Below are 19,573 nucleotides of genomic sequence, written 5' to 3' on the forward strand. Positions count from 1 at the left end.
TCGTCTAGATTCCGCGCCCGTGGTGCTGCACCATGCGGTTCAGCGCGGTGCGGATGGCCGGTATCAGCTCGCCCGCAGTCAGGCCGATCGGCCCCATGCCCTCGGTTACCATCACGTCCGCCGCCATGCCGTGCAGCCAGACTGCAGCCAGCGCGGCTTCCCACGCGGGCCAGCCCTGCGCCAGCAGGCTGCCGCACAGGCCCGCCAGCACGTCGCCGGTGCCCGCCGTGGCCAGCGAGGGATTGCCAGTGGTGTTGATGACCACATGGCCTTGCGGCTCGGCCAGCACGGTGCCTGAGCCTTTCAGTACCACCACCGCCCGCGTGCGCGCAGCCAGCGTGCGCGCGGCCGCAGGCCGGTCGGCCTGCACCTCGGACACGGAGATGCCCAGCATGCGCGCCGCCTCCAGCGGATGCGGGGTCAGCACGGTGCGGCCCGCCGCAGCGGCAGCGCTTGCGCGCTCGGCCAGCGCCGCCTGCAGCGGCGGGTCCGCAGCCAGCAGGTTGAGCGCATCGGCATCCAGCACCAGCGGGCTGGCGCTGCCGATGGCCTGCGCCAGCAGCTCGTGCGCGCGGCGCTCCGCGCCCAGGCCGGGGCCTGCCACCACGGTGGCCGCGTCGAAGTCGAAACCGGCAGCCTGGCGGCACATCAGCTCCGGATAAGCGCTGTCGTATGCGGGCGCCTGATCCGCAAAGCAGGCATAGACCCGCCCCGCGCCGGTCAGCAGCGCTGCGCGCGCGGCCAGTATCGGCGCACCGGCCATGCCGCTGGCGCCGCCCAGCACCGCCACGCTGCCGTAGCTGCCTTTGTGCGTGTTGTGCCGCCGCCCGCGTAGATGGCGCGCGAAAAATTTCACATCGTTGAGATGCTGGCGCGAGGGCTGAAATGCGGCGGACTCGATATCGAGCCGCGCAATCTGCACCAGGCCCGCATGGTCGCGGCCATCGCAGGTGTGCAGGCCGGGCTTGTCGCCAATGAAGGTGACCGTGTGCGTGGCGTGCACCGCGACGCCATCGACTCCGACGATGGCGCCGGTGTCCGCATCCAGGCCGCTCGGCACGTCCAGCGCCAGCCGCGAGCAGGGCATGGCGTTCACCGCTTCCACCAGTTCGCGCAGCTGGCCTTCCAGTGGGCGTTTCAGGCCGATGCCGAACAGGCCGTCCACCACCAGGTTCCATTCAATGCCGGCGATGGCCTCCAGGTTCAGTTCCGCAAAGACCGCCGCGCTGCTGCGCGCCCTTTGCAGCGCGTGCCCGCGCTCGGCCGAGGAGGGCGCGCCGCTGTCGATATGCAGGATGGTGACCTGGGCACCGGCATAGGCCAGGTGGGCCGCCGCCTCGAGCGCGTCGCCGCCGTTGTTACCCGGCCCGGCCAGGACCAGCACGCGTGCGCGGCTGGTGGAGAATGGCAGCAGATCCAGCGCCGCATTGGCCCCGGCCTGCCCGGCGCGCTGCATCAGCGCCCCCGGCGGAAGGCGTTGCGCGGCGGTGTGTTCTATCAGGCGGATCTCGGCGACGGTGTAGAGTGGATTCATGGCCAGCCATAGCAGTGGGGGTGATGTCATTCTAGCATTGATGTTAATTTTCCGGACCGTGGCCCGGTCTGGGCCTATCGTCCCCCAAAGCGGCGGCGCGCGCACTACAATAAGCGCTTCTCGCATAGCTGGAGGTGGTATATGGACTGGCAGTTCTGGATAGATCGCGGCGGCACATTTACCGACATCGTGGCGCGCATGCCCGACGGCCGGCTGCGCACCCACAAGCTGCTGTCCGAGAATCCCGAACAGTACCGCGACGCGGCCATTGCAGGCATACGCCATCTGCTGGGCGTGGCTGCAGGCGAGCCATTGCCCGCCACCAGCATTGAAGCCGTGAAGATGGGCACCACGGTGGCCACCAACGCGCTCCTGGAGCGCAAGGGCGAGCCCACCGCGCTGGCCATTACGCGCGGCTTCCGCGACGCGCTGCGCATCGCCTACCAGAACCGTCCGCGCCTGTTTGACCGCCATATCGTGCTGCCGGAACTGCTGTACAGCCATGTGGTGGAAATCGGCGAGCGCATGGGCGCGCACGGAGACGTGGTCCAGGCGCTGGACGTGGACGGCGCGCGCGCCCGACTGCAAGCGGCTTACGACAAGGGCTTGCGTTCGCTGGCCATCGTTTTCATGCACGGCTACCGCTACAGCGCGCACGAGGCCGCGGTCGCCGCCATCGCGCGGGAGATAGGCTTTACGCAGGTCTCTGTATCGCACCAGGTCAGCCCGATGATGAAGCTGGTCGCGCGCGGCGACACCACGGTGGTGGATGCGTACTTGTCGCCGATATTGCGGCGCTATGTGGACCAGGTGGCGAGCGAGCTGCCGGGCGTGAATCTGCAGTTCATGCAGTCCAACGGCGGCCTGACCGACGCGCGCGCCTTCCAGGGCAAGGACAGCATACTGAGCGGCCCGGCGGGCGGCATCGTCGGCATGGTGCGTGCCAGCAGGCTGGCGGGCTTCGAGCGGATTATCGGCTTCGACATGGGCGGCACGTCGACCGACGTTTCGCACTACTCGGGCGACTTTGAGCGCGTGTTCGAAACCCAGGTTGCGGGCGTGCGCATGCGCGCGCCGATGATGAGCATCCACACGGTGGCGGCGGGCGGCGGCTCCATCCTGCACTTCGACGGCAGCCGCTTCCGCGTGGGGCCGGACAGCGCGGGCGCCAATCCCGGCCCGGCCAGCTACCGGCGCGGCGGCCCGCTCGCGGTCACGGACTGCAACGTCATGCTGGGCAAGATACAGCCGGAGCACTTCCCCAAACTGTTCGGAGCGGACGGCAAGCAGGCGCTGGACGCCGCCGCCGTGCGCGAGCGCTTCGCCGCGCTGGCCGGCGAGATCAACGACGCGGCGGGCGCAGGTGCGGCGCAGGTGTCGCCTGAGCAGGTGGCGGCGGGCTTTATCGAAATCGCCGTCGGCAATATGGCCAACGCCATCAAGCAGATTTCGGTGCAGCGCGGGCACGACGTGACCGAATACACGCTCACCAGCTTCGGCGGCGCGGGCGGCCAGCACGCCTGCCTGGTGGCCGACGCGCTGGGCATGAAAACAGTATTCATCCATTCCCTGGCCGGCGTGCTGTCTGCCTACGGCATGGGCCTGGCCGACCAGACCGCGATGCGCGAGGCCGCTGTCGAAACCAGGCTGGCCGACGGCGGCGAAGCAGACCTGCTGGCGCGGCTGGATGCGCTGGGCGAGGAGGCGCGCGGCGAGCTGCTGCGGCAGGGCGTTGCGGCCGGACGGATCTCGCTGGTACGCCGCGTGCACCTGCGCTACGAAGGCACGGACTCCGCGCTCATCGTGCTGCACGACAGCGTGGACAGCATGAAGGCGCAGTTCGAAGCGGCCTATAAAAAGCGCTTCTCCTTCCTGATGCAGCACAAGCCGCTGATCGTTGAAGCGGTGTCGGTGGAAGCCATAGGCGCATCCGACGCGCCGGCCGAAGCGGCGCCGCAGCAAGCGCTGCGCGCTGCCGCCACGCTGGCGCCATCGGCCACCGTCCCCATGTTCGCCGCCGGCGCCTGGCGCGACACGCCGCTCTACAAGCGCGAGGACACCCGCATTGGCGACATTATCCACGGCCCCGCCATCATCGCCGAAGCGAATGCCACGACGGTGGTGGAGCCGGGCTGGGAGGCGGCCGTCACGCCGCAGGACCATCTCGTGCTGACCCGCGTTGAAGCGCTGCCCGAACGCCGCGCCATCGGCACCACGGCGGACCCGGTGATGCTGGAGATCTTCAACAACCTGTTCATGTCCATCGCCGAGCAAATGGGGCTGCGGCTGCAGAACACCGCCTACTCGGTCAACATCAAGGAGCGCCTGGACTTCAGCTGCGCCATCTTCGACGCCGACGGCAACCTGATCGCCAACGCGCCGCACATGCCGGTGCACCTGGGTTCCATGGGCGAGAGCATCAAGACCGTGATGCGCGAGAACGCGGGCAAGATGCACGCGGGCGACGTCTATATGCTCAACGATCCCTACAACGGCGGCACCCACCTGCCGGATGTGACGGTGATCTCGCCCGTGTTCGACGAAGCGGGAAGCGAGATCCTGTTCTACGTCGGCTCGCGCGGCCACCATGCGGACATAGGCGGCACCACGCCCGGCTCCATGCCGCCGGATTCGCGCAGCATTGAGGAAGAGGGCGTATTGATCAACAACTTCAAGCTGGTCGACGGCGCCGCCGGAGGCCAGCTGCGCGACGCCGAAACGCGCGCGCTGCTGGCGTCGGCCACCTACCCGGCGCGCAATCCCGACCAGAACATGGCCGACCTGCGCGCGCAGGTGGCCGCCAACCAGAAAGGCGTGGACGAGCTGCGCAAGATGGTGGCGCACTTCGGGCTCGACGTGGTGCGCGCCTACATGGGCCACGTGCAGGACAACGCCGAGGAAGCGGTGCGGCGCGTGATCGGCGCACTGAGCGACGGCAGCTACACGCTCAAGCTGGACAACGGCGCGCAAATCCAGGTGGCGGTGCGCGTCGACCAGGCGGGGCGCAGCGCCGAAATCGACTTTACCGGCACTTCCGCGCAGCTGGACAACAACTTCAACGCGCCGTCCGCCGTGTGCATGGCGGCGGTGCTGTACGTCTTCCGCACGCTGGTGGACGACGAGATCCCGCTCAACGCGGGCTGCCTCAAGCCGCTGCGGGTGCTGATCCCGCCGGGCTCCATGCTCAATCCGCACTACCCGGCGTCGGTCGTATCGGGCAACGTCGAGACCTCCACCTGCATCACCAACGCCCTGTACGGCGCGCTGGGCGTGCTGGCCGCGTCGCAGGGCACGATGAACAACTTCACCTTCGGGAACGCCCGCTACCAGTACTACGAGACCATCAGCGGCGGCTCGGGAGCAGGCGAGGGCTTCGACGGCACGTCCGCGGTGCAGACCAATATGACCAACTCCCGCTTGACCGACCCCGAGATACTCGAGTTCCGCTTCCCCGTGCGGCTGGACAGCTACGAGATCCGCCCCGGCTCCGGCGGCGCGGGCCGCTGGCGCGGCGGCAACGGCGGCGTGCGCAAGGTGCGCTTCCTCGAGGCGATGACGGCCGCCATCCTGTCCAACAACCGTCTGCACGCGCCGTTCGGCATGGCGGGCGGGCAGCCGGGAGAAGTCGGGCGCAACCTGGTCCAGCGCGCGGACGGCAGCGTGGAGCAGCTCGGCCACATCGGCAAGACCGACATGGCGCCGGGCGACGTCTTCATCATCGAAACCCCCGGCGGCGGCGGCTACGGCAGCTAAATTCCTTGCTTGGTGTGCCGGCGCTATGCCGTGGTGGAGATGCCGTATTTGCGCTGGGTGGCGCTGTGCTGCTGGAGCAGGGTGTCGAATTCGGGGTTGCCGCTGTCGATGCGCCGCAGCCGTTCGAGCAGAAGGCCGGCCTGTTCGGCCAGCGGCGCTTCCCAGCCCAGTTCGTCCAGCTGGCGCAGCATGGCGCTGATGGTGGCGTACAGCACCGGCAGGTTGCTGGGGTTCTTGCGCAGCGCCATGCCCAGCGTGGTGACGGCCGCGCGGTGGTCGCCCTGGTCGAGGTGGCTGGCGGCGCTTTCCAGCAGTTCTTCCACCTGGTGCGTGATCTGCTCGCCTATGCTGCGGGCGATGTCGTGCCGGCCGGCGTGTTCGAATACGCCCACCGCCTGCTCCATCGACAGGCCGCTTTCGGTGTCGCCCATCATGTCGATGACGACATGGGCGGCGTCCTTGTCCAGCTTGTGCTTGAGGCAGCTTTGCACGAGGCCGAGCTTGAGGCCGTTGGACAGGCCCTTGGCCAGGCCCACGGCGGCCACGGCGTTGCTAAGTTCGTTGGCGGCGGCGGTGTCGTTGCCGCTCAGGTCGAGCAGCAGGGCGGCCGAGATGGCGCGGCAGGCTTCGGTGTTGGTGTTGCCGCGCAGCGAGCGTTCCAGGTCGCGGATCACGCCGCTGGCCTGGTTGGCGTCGCCTTTTTTCACCAGCGTCTTGACCAGGTTGACGTGGTCTTCCGGGTCGCGGAACTCGGAGTATTTGGCCTTGGCCACCACCTGCTTGAAGGCTTTTTCGGCCATGCCGATATCGCCCGTCTCATACGCCACCGTGCCCAGGTGGCGCAGGCGGCTCACCATGTGCGGTGAAATGGCGACGGCGTCTTCCAGCACTTTCTTGGCTTGCACGGCCTGGCCCAGCGCTTCGTGGGTGCGCGCCAGCAGGTCGTAGGCGGCCATGTATTTGGGATTTTGCGCCAGCAGCTTGTCCAGCGTGGCCAGGGCGTCGTCGTAGCGCTGGGCGGCGAACTGGCAGCGCGCCAGGCCCAGGTGCGCCCAGCCGATGGGACGTCCGGCCAAAATGGTGTGGTAGGCCAGCTCGGCCTCGGCCAGCTGGCCGGCGCCAAAGTGCAGCTCGGCGCGCACGCGGGCGAAGTCGGTGGCGTGGCGCGGGTGGTTGGCCTCGGCCGTGGTGGAGGCGGCGATGGCTTCGCGCACATTGCCCTGACCGATGTGCTCGTAGATCGGCAGGAAGGCGGTGCGCCGCCCCACGGCCTTGGCGATGCGCTGCATCAGCACTTCCACCGTGAACGGTTTCAGGATGTAGTCGGCCGGCAGCAGCTCTGCGGCGCTGACGACCTTGCCGTACACGCCTTCCGAGGTGAGCATGATGAAGATGGTCCAGGGGCCGATCAGCTTGTGCAGGCGCAAGTCTTCCAGCAGCTGCTGGCCGTCCTGGCCGTTGTCGCCGCTGCCGCTGCCCAGGTCGTATTCGCACAGCACCAGGTCGAAATTTTTCTTGCCCAGCTGGCGGATGGCCGTGCCGGAGCTGACCGCGTCGTCGATGCGGGTGATGCCGGACTGGTTCAGCATATTGCGCAGGCTGGCGCGCATGCCGGGATTGGGGTCCACCAGCAGGACGGTCAGTTCGGCATAGTCCTGCATCAGCGCGTCTCGGCGGCGGCCTGCGCGGGGGCGGGCGCGGTTGGGGTGGCGGCGGGGGGCGCATATTTCTGGCGCACGGCCGTGTACTGGGCGATCAGGCCCGGCAGCAGGGGATGGGCCGGATTGTCGTCGCGGATGCGGCGCAGCAGGGCGGTGCATTGCACGGCCACGGTGGCGTCCCAGCCGAGGTCCATGATCTGGCGCAGCATGGCGGTGGCGGCCACGGTCCACAGGCCTTTGTGGTCCGGGCGCTTGCGCAGCGCCAGTTGCAGCACTTCCACCGCGCCGGCCAGGTCGGCGTTGCGGCTTTTTTCGGCGGCCTGGCGCACCATGGCGTCCACTTCGGAGTCGAGCTGCTGGTCATAGCTGCGCGCGATGTCTTCGCGGCCGGCCTGGCTGCACAGGGCCACCACGTCGGCTTCGCTCACGCCGCTGTCGGGGTCCTTGGTCAGCTCGCCGAACAGCACGGCCGCCTGTTCGTCCATGCGGTTGACCAGGCAGCTGTGCGCCAGTCCCAGTTTGATGTTGCTGGACATGCCGGTCGCTTCCGACAGCAGGGCCATGGCCTTGGCCAGCTCGGCGGCCGCCGCTTCCGGCTTGCCGTTCAGTTCTTGCAGCATGGCCGAGGAGTAAGCGCGGCAGACTTCCACGTCCGGCCCGCTGCGCAGCGAGCGTTCCATGTCGCGTATCACGCCGGCGGCGCCGGCGGCGTCGCCTTTCTTGACCAGGGTGCGAACCAGGTTCACATGGTCGGCCGGGTCGCGGAATTCGGAATATTTGGCCTTGGCCACCACCTGCTTGAAGGCCTTTTCGGCCCCCTCGATGTCGCCGGTGGCGTAGGCCACGTCGCCCAGGTTGCGCAAACGCGTGACCATGTGGGGCGAGATGGCGATGGCGTCTTCCAGTACTTTTTTGGCTTCCTCGTCCTTGCGCTGGGCGCGCAGCACCTGGGCCAGCAGGTCGTAGGCTGCCATCAGCTTGGGGTTTTCCGCCACCAGGGCTTCCAGCTGCGCTTGCGCGTCCGGATAGCGTTTCAGCGCGAAGGCGCAGCGCGCGCGGCCCAGCTGCGCCCAGCCCAGCGGCTTGCTGGCGACGATGGCGGTGTAGGCTTGCTCGGCTTCGGGCAGGCGGTCCAGGTTGACCAGCAGCTCGGCGCGCAGGCGGGCGTAGTCGGTGGCGTAGCGCGGCTGCGAGGTCTCGTTACTCAGGCAGGCGGCGATGGCCTCGCGCGCCTTGCCCTGGCCTATCATCTGGTACACCGGCAGGAAAGTGGCGCGGCGCTCCAGCGCGCGGCCGATGCGCTGCGACAGCACGTCCACGGTGAACGGTTTCAGGATGTAGTCGGTCGGCAGCAGTTCGGCGGCGCTGACCACCTTGCTGTACACGCCTTCGGACGTGAGCATGATGAAGATGGCCCACTGGCTGATGATGCGGTGCAGGCGCAAGTCCTCCAGCAACTGCTGGCCGTCCTGGCCCGCCTCGTTGCCGCCGGCGCTGCCCAGGTCGTACTCGCACAGGATGACGTCGAAATTTTTCTTGTTCAAGGCCCGGATCGCGGTGCCCGCGCTCACGGCGTGTTCCACCTTGGTGATGTTCACCTGGGTCAGCATATTGTGCACGCTGGCGCGCATGCCCTGGTTGGGGTCGACGATCAGTACCGACAGGTTGCTATAGTCTGGCATCTTCTTTCTCTCAGGCCGGGCAGGCTTTTTGTCCAGCATACTCCAAGGATAGGCAATTTTACGTGCATCGCAGCACTTTTCCCCATTGGAGGCCCGCGTTTACGTACAAAAGCGCCCCAAATGTTGCATCAAGGGCACGATCCCCTCGTTCTGCGATGGACAAAGCTGTCTAGCAGACCCTGCCCGGGCAGGGGCTAACAGGGTATAATGCCGGGCAAAGGATTTTAGCCGCACAGATTTCTTCTTTAATCCGCAGCCACGCTGCTCAACCACCTCCCAACCATGTTGATTTTGCCGGGTTCTAACGCCCTGTCTGCATTCCGTAGCCAACGCCTTCTCACTCAACTGCAAGCCGTGCTGCCCGCCATTACGGCCGTGCAAGCGCGCCACCTGCACTTCATCGACGCTGCCGCGCCGCTTTCGAGCGACGACACCAGCCGCCTGCAAGGGCTGCTGACCTACGGCGAACCCGCCCAGGCCGACCTGGCCGACGGCGGCGCGGTCGAAGAATTTGTCGTGATACCGCGTTTCGGCACCATTTCGCCATGGGCATCGAAAGCCACCGATATCGTGCACAACTGCGGCATGGCCCACATCAAGCGCGTCGAGCGCGGCGTGGCCTACCGCATCCACCTGAAAGCCGGTTTCCTGGGCAGCAGCATAGGCGCGGGCAAGATGTCGGCCGAGCAGGCCGAGGCCGTCGCCGCGCTGTTGCACGACCGCATGACGGATTCGGTGCTGCGCCACGCGGACGAGGCTGCCGGCCTGTTCCGCACGCTGGACGCCAAGCCGCTGGAATCGGTGGACGTGCTGGGCGCGGGCAAGCAGGCGCTGGACAAGGCCAATACCGACCTCGGCCTGGCCATGTCGGAAGATGAAGTGGACTATCTGCACGAAGCTTTCACCAAGGCCAAGCGCAACCCGACCGACGTGGAACTGATGATGTTCGCGCAGGCCAACAGCGAACACTGCCGCCACAAGATCTTCAACGCCGACTGGACCATCGACGGCGAGGCGAAGGACAAGTCGCTGTTCAAGATGATCAAGAACACCCACGAGAAGCAGCCTAAAGGCACCATCGTGGCTTACAGCGACAACTCGTCCATCATGGAAGGCGCCGTGGTTTCGCGCTTCTTCCCGCAAGGCGCCGGCCAGGAATACGCGGCCACCACCGAGCTGACCCACACGCTGATGAAGGTGGAGACCCACAACCACCCGACCGCGATCTCGCCGTTCCCTGGCGCCTCCACCGGCGCGGGCGGCGAAATCCGCGACGAGGGCGCGACCGGCCGCGGCGCCAAGCCTAAGGCCGGCCTGTGCGGCTTCACCGTGTCCAACCTGATGATCCCCGGCGCCGTGCAGGCCTGGGAAAACGCCGCCTCGGTCACCGCGCCGTATGCGCAGCGCGGCAACGCCGAAGCCTACGGCAAGCCGGACCGCATCGCCTCGCCGCTGCAGATCATGATCGACGGCCCGCTGGGCGGCGCCGCGTTCTCGAACGAATTCGGCCGTCCTGTGCTGGGCGGCTACTTCCGCACCTACGAGCAGAACGTGGGCGCGCAAGTGGCGGGCGTGGCGGACACCGTGTACGGCTACCACAAGCCCATCATGATCGCCGGCGGTATCGGCAACATCTCGGGCCAGCATACGCACAAGAACGACATTCCTGTCGGCAGCCTGCTGATCCAGCTGGGCGGTCCCGGCATGCGCATCGGCATGGGCGGCTCGGCCGCTTCCTCGATGGCCACCGGCACCAACACCGCCGACCTGGACTTCGACTCGGTCCAGCGCGGCAACCCGGAAATGGAACGCCGCGCGCAGGAAGTCATCAACGGCTGCTGGCAGCTGGGCGCGAACAACCCGATTATCTCCATCCACGACGTGGGCGCGGGCGGCCTGTCGAACGCTTTCCCCGAGATCACCAACGACGCCAAGCGCGGCGCGCTGTTTGACCTGCGCAAGATTCCGCTGGAAGAGTCCGGCATGGCGCCGAAAGAGATCTGGTCCAACGAATCGCAGGAACGCTACGTGCTGGCCATCGCGCCGAACGACCTGCCTGCCTTCAAGGCCATGTGCGACCGCGAGCGCTGCCCGTTCGCCGTGGTGGGCACCGCCACCGAAGAACGCCAACTCAAACTGATCGACAACGACATGGGCAACAGCCCGGTCGATATGCCGATGGACGTGCTGCTGGGCAAGCCGCCCAAGATGCAGCGCGACGTGCACCATGTGCAGAACGACTACCCGGCCATCGACCTGACCGGCATCAGCCTGGAAGAAGCCGCCAAGCGCGTGCTGCTGCTGCCTACCGTGGGCGACAAATCCTTCCTGATCACCATCGGCGACCGCACCGTGGGCGGCATGTCCGTGCGCGACCAGATGGTTGGCCCGTGGCAGGTGCCGGTTGCGGACTGCGCCGTGACCGCCATGAGCTACGAAGGCTACCTGGGCGAAGCGATGGCCATGGGCGAGCGCACGCCGCTGGCCGTGATCAACGCGCCGGCCTCGGGCCGCATGGCCGTGGGCGAGACCGTCACCAACCTGGCCGCCGCGCCTATCCTCTCCATCGAAGACATCAAACTGTCCGCCAACTGGATGGCTGCCTGCGGCCAGCCGGGCCAGGACGCCGCCCTGTACGACACCGTGCAGGCCGTGGGCATGGAACTGTGCCCGGCGCTGGGCATCTCCATCCCGGTGGGCAAGGACTCGCTGTCCATGCGCACCACCTGGAAGGACGAAGGCGAAAGCAAGGCCGTGATGTCGCCGGTATCGCTGATCGTGTCCGGCTTCGCGCCGGTGTACGACGTGCGCAAGTCGCTGACCCCGCAGATCCGCACGGACGCGGGCGACACCGTCATGATCCTGATCGACCTGGGCCGCGGCAAGAACCGCATGGGCGCCTCCGCGCTGGCGCAGGTGATGGGCCAGCTGGGCAATGAAGCGCCGGACGTCGACAGCGCCGAAGACCTGAAAGCCTTCTTCACCGCCATCCAGCAACTGAACCAGGACGGCAAGCTGCTGGCCTACCACGACCGTTCCGACGGCGGCCTGTTCGGCACGCTGGCCGAAATGGCCTTCGCCGGCCGCGCCGGCCTGTCGATCAACCTCGACATCCTGACGCTGGACGCAGGCCACGGCGCCGACCAGGGCGACGCCAAGAACTGGGCCGGCCAGATCGCCGAACGCCGCAACGAGCAGACCCTCAAGGCGCTGTTCAACGAGGAACTGGGCGCGGTGGTGCAAGTGCGCGCCGACGAGAAATCGCTGGTCATGGACGTGCTGCGCTCGTTCAACCTGGGCGCCTGCAGCCACATCATCGGCAAGCCGAACGACCGTGGCGTGATCGAATTCACCCGCGACGCCAAGCTGATCTACAACCAGCCGCGCTTCGAACTGCACCGCCTGTGGAGCGACACCAGCTGGCGCATCTCACGCATGCGCGAAAACCCAGCCACGGCGGACGCCGAATACGACCGCCTGCTGGACCTGACGGACCCAGGCATTACGCCGAAGCTGACCTTCGATCCGTCCGAGAACGTCGCCGCGCCGTTCCTGGCGACCGGCGTGCGTCCGCGCGTGGCCATCCTGCGCGAGCAGGGCGTCAATTCGCATATCGAGACCGCATGGGTCATGCACCAGGCCGGCTTTGCCGCGGTGGACGTGCACATGAGCGACCTGATCGCCGGCCGCGTCAAGCTGGACGACTTCCAGGGCGTGATCGCCGTGGGCGGCTTCTCCTACGGCGACGTGCTGGGCGCGGGCGAAGGCTGGGCCAAGTCCATCCTGTTCAACCCGGCAATGGCGGAGCAGTTCGCGCGCTTCTTCGGCCGTGGCGACACCTTCGGCCTGGGCGTGTGCAACGGCTGCCAGATGATGAGCAACCTGAAATCCATCATTCCAGGCGCGCATGCATGGCCGAAGTTCACCACCAACAAATCCGAGAAGTTCGAAGCACGCTTCTCGATGGTGGAAGTGCTGGACTCGCCGTCGATCTTCTTCCAGGGCATGGCTGGCACGCAAACCGCCATCGCCATCGCCCACGGCGAAGGCTACGCCGACTTCTCGCAGACCGGCGACATCGGCGAAGCCATAGCCGCGCTGCGTTTCATCGACAACAAGGGCGCCGCCACCGAAGCCTACCCGTACAACCCGAACGGCTCGCCGCAAGGCCTGACCTCGGTAACGACAGCCGACGGCCGCTTCACGGTAATGATGCCGCACGCCGAGCGCGTATTCCGCAGCGTGCAGCAATCGTGGCACCCTGAATCGTGGGGCGAAGACTCCCCATGGATGCGCATGTTCCGCAACGCCCGCAAGTTCATCGGCTAAAACCAAAAGCCGGCTCCGCCCGGCTTGTTCCCAACCTCAAAAGGGGTCAGGGTTAATTAATTTGGAAATATTTCCAAATTAATTAACCCTGACCCCTTTTTCTATTCCTCCGACCAGAGGCGGCCGGCGGTGGCCCAGTGCTCTTTCTTGATCTCGTGGAGGATGATGTCCACCGATTCGGGCGTGGCGTCCAGCGTGGCGCAGGTGGCTTCGGTGATGGCTTTGACGAAGGCGCGCTTCTGTTCCGGCGTGCGCCCTTCGAAGAGTTGGACGTTGATGGTGGGCATAAAACTCCTCAGGTGCGGTAGGTGGGATTGGTGGCGTCGAGCTGGCGCAGCAAAGCGGGCCATTCGAGGCGGCCTTCGGGCGCGCCGTCGCCAACCAGCTCGCGGTGCGCCTTGATGCAGACCGCTTCGCTGGGCTGGCGCAGCGGCATGCAGGCGGATTGGGCCAGCAACTGCAGCTTGCAGGCCTGGTCCAGCGTCTGCATCAGCACGAAGGCTTCGGCTATCGTGCGGCCGACCGTGAGGCTGCCGTGGTTGCGCAGCAGCATGGCGGGGTGCTGGGCGAGGCTGGCGGTAAGGCGGGCTTGCTCGGCCGCCGTCATGTCCAGGCCTTCGTAGTCGTGGTAGGCCATTTCGCCGTGGAAGCGCAGGGCGTAGGGCGACAGCGGCAGCAGGCCGGGGCCTTGCATGCCGACCGCGATGGCGTTGGGGTTGTGCAGATGCATGACGCAGGCCGCGTCCGGCCGGGCCGTGTGTACGGCGCCGTGCAGGGCGAAGCCGGCTTTGTTGATGGCGTGCTGGGAGCGGCAGACGATATTGCCGTCGCAGTCGACTTTGACCAGATTCGAGGCGCGGATTTCGTCGAAACGGAATCCGAACGGGTTGATTAAATACCGGCCGGGTTCGCCGGGAACGGCGGCGGAGATGTGGGTATATATTCCGTCGTCCCAGCCGAATTGGGCGCATAGCTGGTAGCAGGCGGCGAGGTCAATTCGGGTTTGCCATTCGGCGGGGCTGGTGATGCCGGCTGGCGCAATTGCGCACCTGGCTGAGGTAGATAGCTTGTCCATTCGAACAGATTAGCATACTGTCCGGTCGGCGTTTGTGCAGCCGTAGCGATGGCTGCCATGCGCGTGGGCATATACTTACCTACAGGTGTTTATTGGCTTCGCGGTAGCTGAGGGCGGACAGGACGCTTTTATTCTGCTGGGTGAATTGGCGGACGTCGTCCGGCGCGTGCCGCGCATAATCCCTCAAGGCCCATCCAATGGCTTTCTGTATAAAGAATTCCTTTTCGTGTGCCAGGGCGATGCAATAGGAATAAAGCCGGACGTGGTCTGTTTTTCCGCGCCAACCTAGTTGATGCAATAACGCTATCCGGCGCATCCAGAAATTATCGTGCGCTAGCGCTTCATCCATATAGTCGTGCTGTCCTTGCAATACGTCGCCTATTATCGTGGCCAGTGCATCCACGGAGTCCCACCACGATTTTCGCTGCACGAGCGAAAGCAGGGCGGGAATATCCGCAAAGCCCAGCTCTTTGCTATGCATATTCAATAGATCCAGCGCGGCGTATTGGTATTCGCGCTCGGGCCGTTCCCATAATTCATTTGCCAAGCCGATCAACTGGGCGGAGCCGCTGCCTTTTAAAGGTTTAAGAAGCGGCCTTATTGCTGCACGGCGCGCTGGCGTGGGAATGCCAAGATAATCAAACTGATCGCGCATATAGGCCCGCATCCCGCTTGCGCGTTCCGGATCGGCTAGCGCTTGCAGTTCGCCCTGCAGTTGCTGGAGGAGGTTGGTCTTCATATTGCCGAAGTATGCCAGAATATGGCGCATTCATGCTCAAAACTGGCAGTCTTCAGGCGAAAAAAAAGGCGCTCCGCGGAGCGCCCGAATTACCATTGGGAGATTACAGTTTAAAGCGGGCTACCACTTGCGCGAGATTGGCCGATTCGTCCTGCATGGATGCCGCCGCCGCAGCAGCTTCCTCGACCAGCGCAGCATTCTGTTGGGTCACCTGGTCCATTTGGCCGATGGCGATATTAACCTGCTCAATGCCGGCGGTCTGCTCCTGGCTTGCGTGGCTGATCTCGGCCATAATATCCGTTACCCGCTTTACGCTATTCACAATTTCCTGCATGGTGAGGCCGGCTTGATCCACCAGGCGGCTGCCTTCGTCCACTTTTTGAACCGAGTCGTCAATCAGTCCTTTAATTTCTCGGGCCGCCGCAGCGGAACGCTGGGCCAGATTGCGGACTTCAGACGCCACCACGGCAAAGCCGCGCCCTTGTTCGCCTGCACGCGCTGCTTCCACGGCGGCATTCAAGGCGAGAATATTGGTCTGGAATGCGATGCCGTCGATAACGCCGATAATATCGACAATCTTGCGCGAGGAGTCGTTAATGGAGCTCATGGTTTTAACGACTTCATTGACCACGTCGCCGCCTTTTACGGCGACTTCCGATGCGGACGCGGCGAGACCATTTGCCTGGCGCGCATTATCGGCATTTTGTTTTACCGTCGAAGTAATTTGATTCATCGAGGAAGCGGTGCGGCCCAGGGAGCCGGCCTGTTCTTCGGTGCGGTTGGATAAATCCAGATTGCCGGATGCAATTTCCTGCGAGGCGAGGGCGATGGTATCGGTGCCGGTGCGGATTTGTTGCACCATGGCGGCCAGATGGTCCTGGATTTTCTTAATCTCATACAGCAGGCTGCCATTATCGCCGTGCGCGGTGATTATCCTGGCGGAGAAATCGCCCTCGGCTATCCGGTGGGCGATTTGCGCGGCATAAGCGGGTTCGCCGCCCAGCTGGCGCATGACGTCGCGCGCCATCCAGATGGCGATGCCGACGCCTATCGCCACGGCCAGTGCGCCGAGCGAGATGCTGATGAGCAGCATGCGGTGGGTGGATTCGACCACGGCCGCCTTGGTCTCTTTGACCTCGGCGTTCTTTTGCTTGATGAAATCGAGCAGCTGGGTGCGCATTTCGCGCCATACCGGCGTCTCTTCCTTGTTCAGGGCGACGATGGCGGCGGGCTGGTCTACCTTGGCCAGCGTGGCGACCTTGGCTTGCAGGCCGGCTTGCTTGTCGCGCAGCTCAGCGACTTTCTGAAAGATTTGCAGGGTGGCGGGCGTGTCGCGCGACAGCTCCAGCGCCGTGGTGCTGTGCTCCTTGAAGGCCGAACCGGCGTCCTCGAGGTTTTTGTAGCCGGTCTTGTTGGCCGGGTCGAGCACCACGTTGCGCAGCGCCTGGCCCATTTGCAGGCCTTGGGCGTACATATTGGTGGCCGTCATCAGCAGGGCCTGGTCCTGCTCCAGGAAGCCCTGGAAGCGGTTCTTGGCGGACTGCATCCCTTGCAGGGCGACGCCCAGTGCGCAGACAAAGAACAGGCACACCAGCCCCATGCACAACGTCATTTTTGATCTTAAATTCATGAATTCTCCCGATTAACTATTTCTGTACGTCAATAGTAGACCGGGTTTCACAAATAAAAAATGGCACTTTGGTGCAAGTGCCATTTTGGTTCAACTCCCTGAGCGGGGGATTACTGGATTTTAGCTTTTTTGATCAGGTCTTCGCGGTAGGCGGCAACCTTCTTCTGGGTCAGCGCTTCGGCAACCTGGCCTTTGACTTCATCCAGCGACGGCAGCTTGGCAGCGCGCGAGCCTTCCAGCTTGATCACGTGGTAGCCGAACTGCGATTTCACCGGGGTTTCGGTGATCTGGCCGTCCTTCAGGGCCACCATGGCGTCGGAGAAAGGCTTGACGTAGGACGATGGGGCTGCCCAGTCCAGGTCGCCGCCGTTGTTGGCGGAGCCGTCTTTCGAGACCTTGGCCAGTTCTTCGAACTTGCCGCCGGCTTTCAGCTTGGCGATGATGTCCTTGGCTTGCTGTTCGGTCTCAACCAGGATGTGGCGGGCGTGGTATTCCTTGTCGCCGACCTGCGCCTTGTACTTGTCGTACTCGGCCTTGATTTCAGCGTCCGACACCGGATTTTTCTTCACGTAGTCCGCCAGCATGGCGTTGATGATGATGCTTTGACGGGTGTTTTCCAGGGCCGCTTTGACTTCGGCACGGGTGCCTACGCCTTGTTTGTCGGCTTCCTGGATCAGCACTTCGCGGCCGATCAGGTCTTTCTTGATGGCTTCGCGCAGTTGCGGGGAATCAGCTTGTTTGCCTTGAGCAACCACTTGCTTGACGATGGCTTCCACTTTCGAGGCTGGAATGGCTTTGCCGTTCACGGTCGCGGCGTTTTGCGCGAATGCCGGTGCGGCGGCTACAGCGATCAGGGCTAACAACAGGCGGGCTGGCTTCAAAATCATTATCACATCCTATAAAAAACACGGGAGCGCAGTGCGCATGGCCCAAATAATAGCGGCGCCACGAGGGCGCCGTTCCTTACTGCTGATTGATTACTGTACTTTGGCTTTCTTGACCAGTTCTTCCTGGTAAGCCTGCAGCTTCTTCTGGGTCAGTGCGTCCGAAATTTGCGGCTTCACTTCTTCCAGGGTAGGCAGCTTGGCTTCGCGCACATCGTCAACTTTGATGATGTGGAAGCCGTTCGGGGTTTGAACTGCCTTTTCGGTAACCTGGCCTTTTTGCAGGTTCACGAAAGCGTCCGAGAACACTTTAGGGAAGGACGATGGGGTAGCCCAGTCCAGGTCGCCGCCGTTGGCTGCCGAGCCGGTGTCTTTCGAGGTCTTGGCCAGTTCTTCGAACTTGGCGCCGCCCTTGATCTTGGCGATGACCGCGTCTGCCTCAGCGGCGGTTTCCACCAGGATGTGGCGCACGTGGTATTCCTTGTTGCCGGTTTGAGCGACGAATTTGTCGTACTCAGCCTTGATGTCGGCGTCGTTGACCGGGTTCTTCTTCACGTATTCGCCAACCAGGGCGTTGATGAAGATGGCCTGGCGCGCGTTGTCCAGCGCGGCTTTGACGTCGGCGTTCTTGGCGTAGCCTTGCTTTTCCGCTTCCTGCATCAGCACTTCGCGGCCGATCATTTCTTTCTTGATGGCTTCACGCAGCTGTGGGGAATCCGGTTGCTGGCCTTGAGCAACAACTTGCTTGACCACGGCATCCACGCGCGACGACGGGATGGCCTTGCCGTTCACAACGGCCAGGTTCTGGGCAAAAGCGGGGGCCGCAACAGCAGCGATAAGTGCGATCAGCAGACGGGCTGGCTTCAAATTCATTATTTCAAATCCTAAGGGGTAAAGTTCTTAATTGCGGAGAGGCGGATTTTGTGTGATCGCGTTGTCTCTCATTGTTTCCAAATCTCCGCGCTTATCATACTTCAGACGGTGCCAGTGCGGTAATGGCCAATGCGTGTATTTCCCCACGCATCATATCGTGCACGGAATCATACACGAGTCGATGTCTTGTGACGAGTTTAAGGCCTTCGAATTTATCGGAAACGATACGCAGCTGGTAATGGCTGCCGCCGGAGGCTGCGCCGGCGTGGCCGGCGTGCAGCGCGGACTCGTCTTCCAGCAGCAATTGCGATGGCTGCAGGGCGGCGCGCAGGCGCTCTTCTATCTTGGCAATGCGCGGGTCGGTCATGCTTCGTCCTTCATATATTTAGCGAGGTAAATAGTCTGGCCGATAATGAAGACGAATGTCAAACCGGTGGTGCCGAAGGCTTTGAAGCTGACCCAGGAGGCGGTGTCGGACTTGAACAGCACGAAGGCTACGAACAGGTTGATAAAGCCCAGCGCGGCAAAGAAAGCGGTCCACGACAGGTTGAGCTTTTCCCACACCTCGTCCGGCAAGGTCAGCTGCGAGCCCATGGCTTTGCGGATCAGGTTGTTCTTGAACCAGTAGCGCGCCGCCAGCAGGCCGACTGCGAAGCACCAATAGATCATGGTCGGCTTCCACTTGATAAAGATCTCGTCGTGGAAGTAGATGGTCAGGCCGCCGAACACCACAAACAGGAACAGCGACAGCCACAGCATGAAGTCGACCTTGAGGCCGCGCAGCTTCAGGTAGACGATCTGGCCGGCATTGGCCAGGATGCCGGCCAGCGTGGCGATCACCATGGGGGCCTGGTCGGGCGTGACGGACCCGCCCGACAGCATGCCGCTCATATACGTGTTGACGAAGGCTTGCGCCGCTTCCGGGTGCATGCCGCCCAGTTTGTAGCAGGCGAAAAAGACCAGCAGCGGAAGGAAGTCGAACAGGATTTTCATGGTGAGGCCGTTGGTTTTTTAGTCTTGTGGATCGAAACGCAGCGAGGCGGAATTAATGCAGTAGCGTAAGCCGGTAGGGGGCGGGCCGTCCGGGAAGACGTGGCCCAGGTGGGCGTCGCAGACGGCGCAAATAATCTCTGTGCGCAGCATACCATGGGAGCGGTCCACCACCTCCGTTACGTTGGCCGGGTCCAGCGCCTTGAAGTAGCTGGGCCAGCCGCAGCCGGAGTCGAATTTGGTGTCGGACGCGAACAGCGGCGTGTTGCAGCACACGCAGGTGTAAATGCCGTGCTCATGGTGATCCCAGAACTTGCCGGTGAAGGCGCGCTCAGTGGCGGCGTGGCGGGTGACCTGGTATTCCATGGCGTCAAGTTGGGCGCGCCATTCGGCGTCGGATTTGATTACTTTATCAGTCATGAT

Annotated in this window: 14 protein-coding genes; 2 read left to right on the plus strand and 12 right to left on the minus strand. The window is 64.1% G+C overall.

Translation table 11 applies throughout. From position 1 onward, the window contains the following. Positions 1–4 precede the first annotated feature (4 nt). Positions 5–1,534 carry an NAD(P)H-hydrate dehydratase gene (locus tag GTP77_RS17645; protein WP_161073501.1) on the minus strand — a complete coding sequence of 510 codons (1,530 nt, stop codon included), beginning with the start codon at positions 1,532–1,534 and terminating at the stop codon, positions 5–7. Between the two features lie 141 nt (positions 1,535–1,675). On the opposite strand from GTP77_RS17645, the gene GTP77_RS17650 reads away from it, so the two are divergent. Further along, the gene (locus GTP77_RS17650) at positions 1,676–5,287 is read left to right on the plus strand and encodes a hydantoinase B/oxoprolinase family protein (RefSeq protein WP_161073455.1); all 3,612 of its coding nucleotides are present in this window, start codon (positions 1,676–1,678) and stop codon (positions 5,285–5,287) included. A gap of 23 nt (positions 5,288–5,310) precedes the next feature. On the opposite strand, the gene GTP77_RS17655 is transcribed toward GTP77_RS17650, so the two are convergent. Together GTP77_RS17655 and GTP77_RS17660 are read right to left on the minus strand one after the other, a co-directional pair. After that, complete coding sequence (locus GTP77_RS17655) at positions 5,311–6,948, minus strand: response regulator (protein WP_161073456.1); 1,638 nt, start codon at positions 6,946–6,948, stop codon at positions 5,311–5,313. After that, positions 6,948–8,630 carry a response regulator gene (locus tag GTP77_RS17660; RefSeq protein WP_161073457.1) on the minus strand — a complete coding sequence of 561 codons (1,683 nt, stop codon included), beginning with the start codon at positions 8,628–8,630 and terminating at the stop codon, positions 6,948–6,950. The genes GTP77_RS17655 and GTP77_RS17660 overlap by 1 nt, the downstream gene beginning before the upstream one ends. A gap of 282 nt (positions 8,631–8,912) precedes the next feature. On the opposite strand from GTP77_RS17660, the gene purL reads away from it, so the two are divergent. Continuing rightward, positions 8,913–12,959 carry a phosphoribosylformylglycinamidine synthase gene (gene purL / locus GTP77_RS17665; RefSeq protein ID WP_161073458.1) on the plus strand — a complete coding sequence of 1,349 codons (4,047 nt, stop codon included), beginning with the start codon at positions 8,913–8,915 and terminating at the stop codon, positions 12,957–12,959. A gap of 101 nt (positions 12,960–13,060) precedes the next feature. On the opposite strand, the gene GTP77_RS17670 is transcribed toward purL, so the two are convergent. The 9 genes from GTP77_RS17670 to msrB form a co-directional block, all read right to left on the minus strand. Next, positions 13,061–13,246 carry a 4-oxalocrotonate tautomerase gene (locus tag GTP77_RS17670; protein ID WP_161073459.1) on the minus strand — a complete coding sequence of 62 codons (186 nt, stop codon included), beginning with the start codon at positions 13,244–13,246 and terminating at the stop codon, positions 13,061–13,063. 8 nt (positions 13,247–13,254) lie between these two features. Then, on the minus strand, positions 13,255–14,034 hold the full coding sequence (locus GTP77_RS17675) for a class II aldolase/adducin family protein (RefSeq protein ID WP_161073460.1): 780 nt from the start codon (positions 14,032–14,034) through the stop codon (positions 13,255–13,257). 79 nt (positions 14,035–14,113) lie between these two features. Continuing rightward, positions 14,114–14,803 carry a DNA alkylation repair protein gene (locus GTP77_RS17680; protein WP_229202247.1) on the minus strand — a complete coding sequence of 230 codons (690 nt, stop codon included), beginning with the start codon at positions 14,801–14,803 and terminating at the stop codon, positions 14,114–14,116. A gap of 73 nt (positions 14,804–14,876) precedes the next feature. After that, positions 14,877–16,385: a methyl-accepting chemotaxis protein gene (locus tag GTP77_RS31060; protein ID WP_308807751.1), complete on the minus strand. Its 1,509-nt coding sequence runs from the start codon at positions 16,383–16,385 to the stop codon at positions 14,877–14,879. A gap of 128 nt (positions 16,386–16,513) precedes the next feature. Next, a complete protein-coding gene (locus GTP77_RS17690) occupies positions 16,514–17,290 on the minus strand; it encodes a peptidylprolyl isomerase (protein ID WP_161073462.1) in 777 nt (258 codons plus the stop codon). A 90-nt stretch (positions 17,291–17,380) separates the two neighbouring features. Then, the gene (locus GTP77_RS17695) at positions 17,381–18,160 is read right to left on the minus strand and encodes a peptidylprolyl isomerase (RefSeq protein ID WP_161073463.1); all 780 of its coding nucleotides are present in this window, start codon (positions 18,158–18,160) and stop codon (positions 17,381–17,383) included. A gap of 94 nt (positions 18,161–18,254) precedes the next feature. Beyond that, positions 18,255–18,527: a BolA family protein gene (locus GTP77_RS17700; RefSeq protein ID WP_161073464.1), complete on the minus strand. Its 273-nt coding sequence runs from the start codon at positions 18,525–18,527 to the stop codon at positions 18,255–18,257. Next, positions 18,524–19,153 (minus strand): septation protein A, encoded by a 630-nt coding sequence (locus GTP77_RS17705; RefSeq protein WP_161073465.1) that lies wholly within the window; start codon positions 19,151–19,153, stop codon positions 18,524–18,526. The genes GTP77_RS17700 and GTP77_RS17705 overlap by 4 nt, the downstream gene beginning before the upstream one ends. Before the next feature lie 18 nt (positions 19,154–19,171). Then, positions 19,172–19,570 (minus strand): peptide-methionine (R)-S-oxide reductase MsrB, encoded by a 399-nt coding sequence (gene msrB / locus GTP77_RS17710; protein ID WP_161073466.1) that lies wholly within the window; start codon positions 19,568–19,570, stop codon positions 19,172–19,174. Positions 19,571–19,573: the final 3 nt, after the last annotated feature.

It is taken from the genome of Pseudoduganella aquatica (assembly GCF_009857595.1).
GTDB lineage: Bacteria > Pseudomonadota > Gammaproteobacteria > Burkholderiales > Burkholderiaceae_D > Rugamonas > Rugamonas aquatica_A.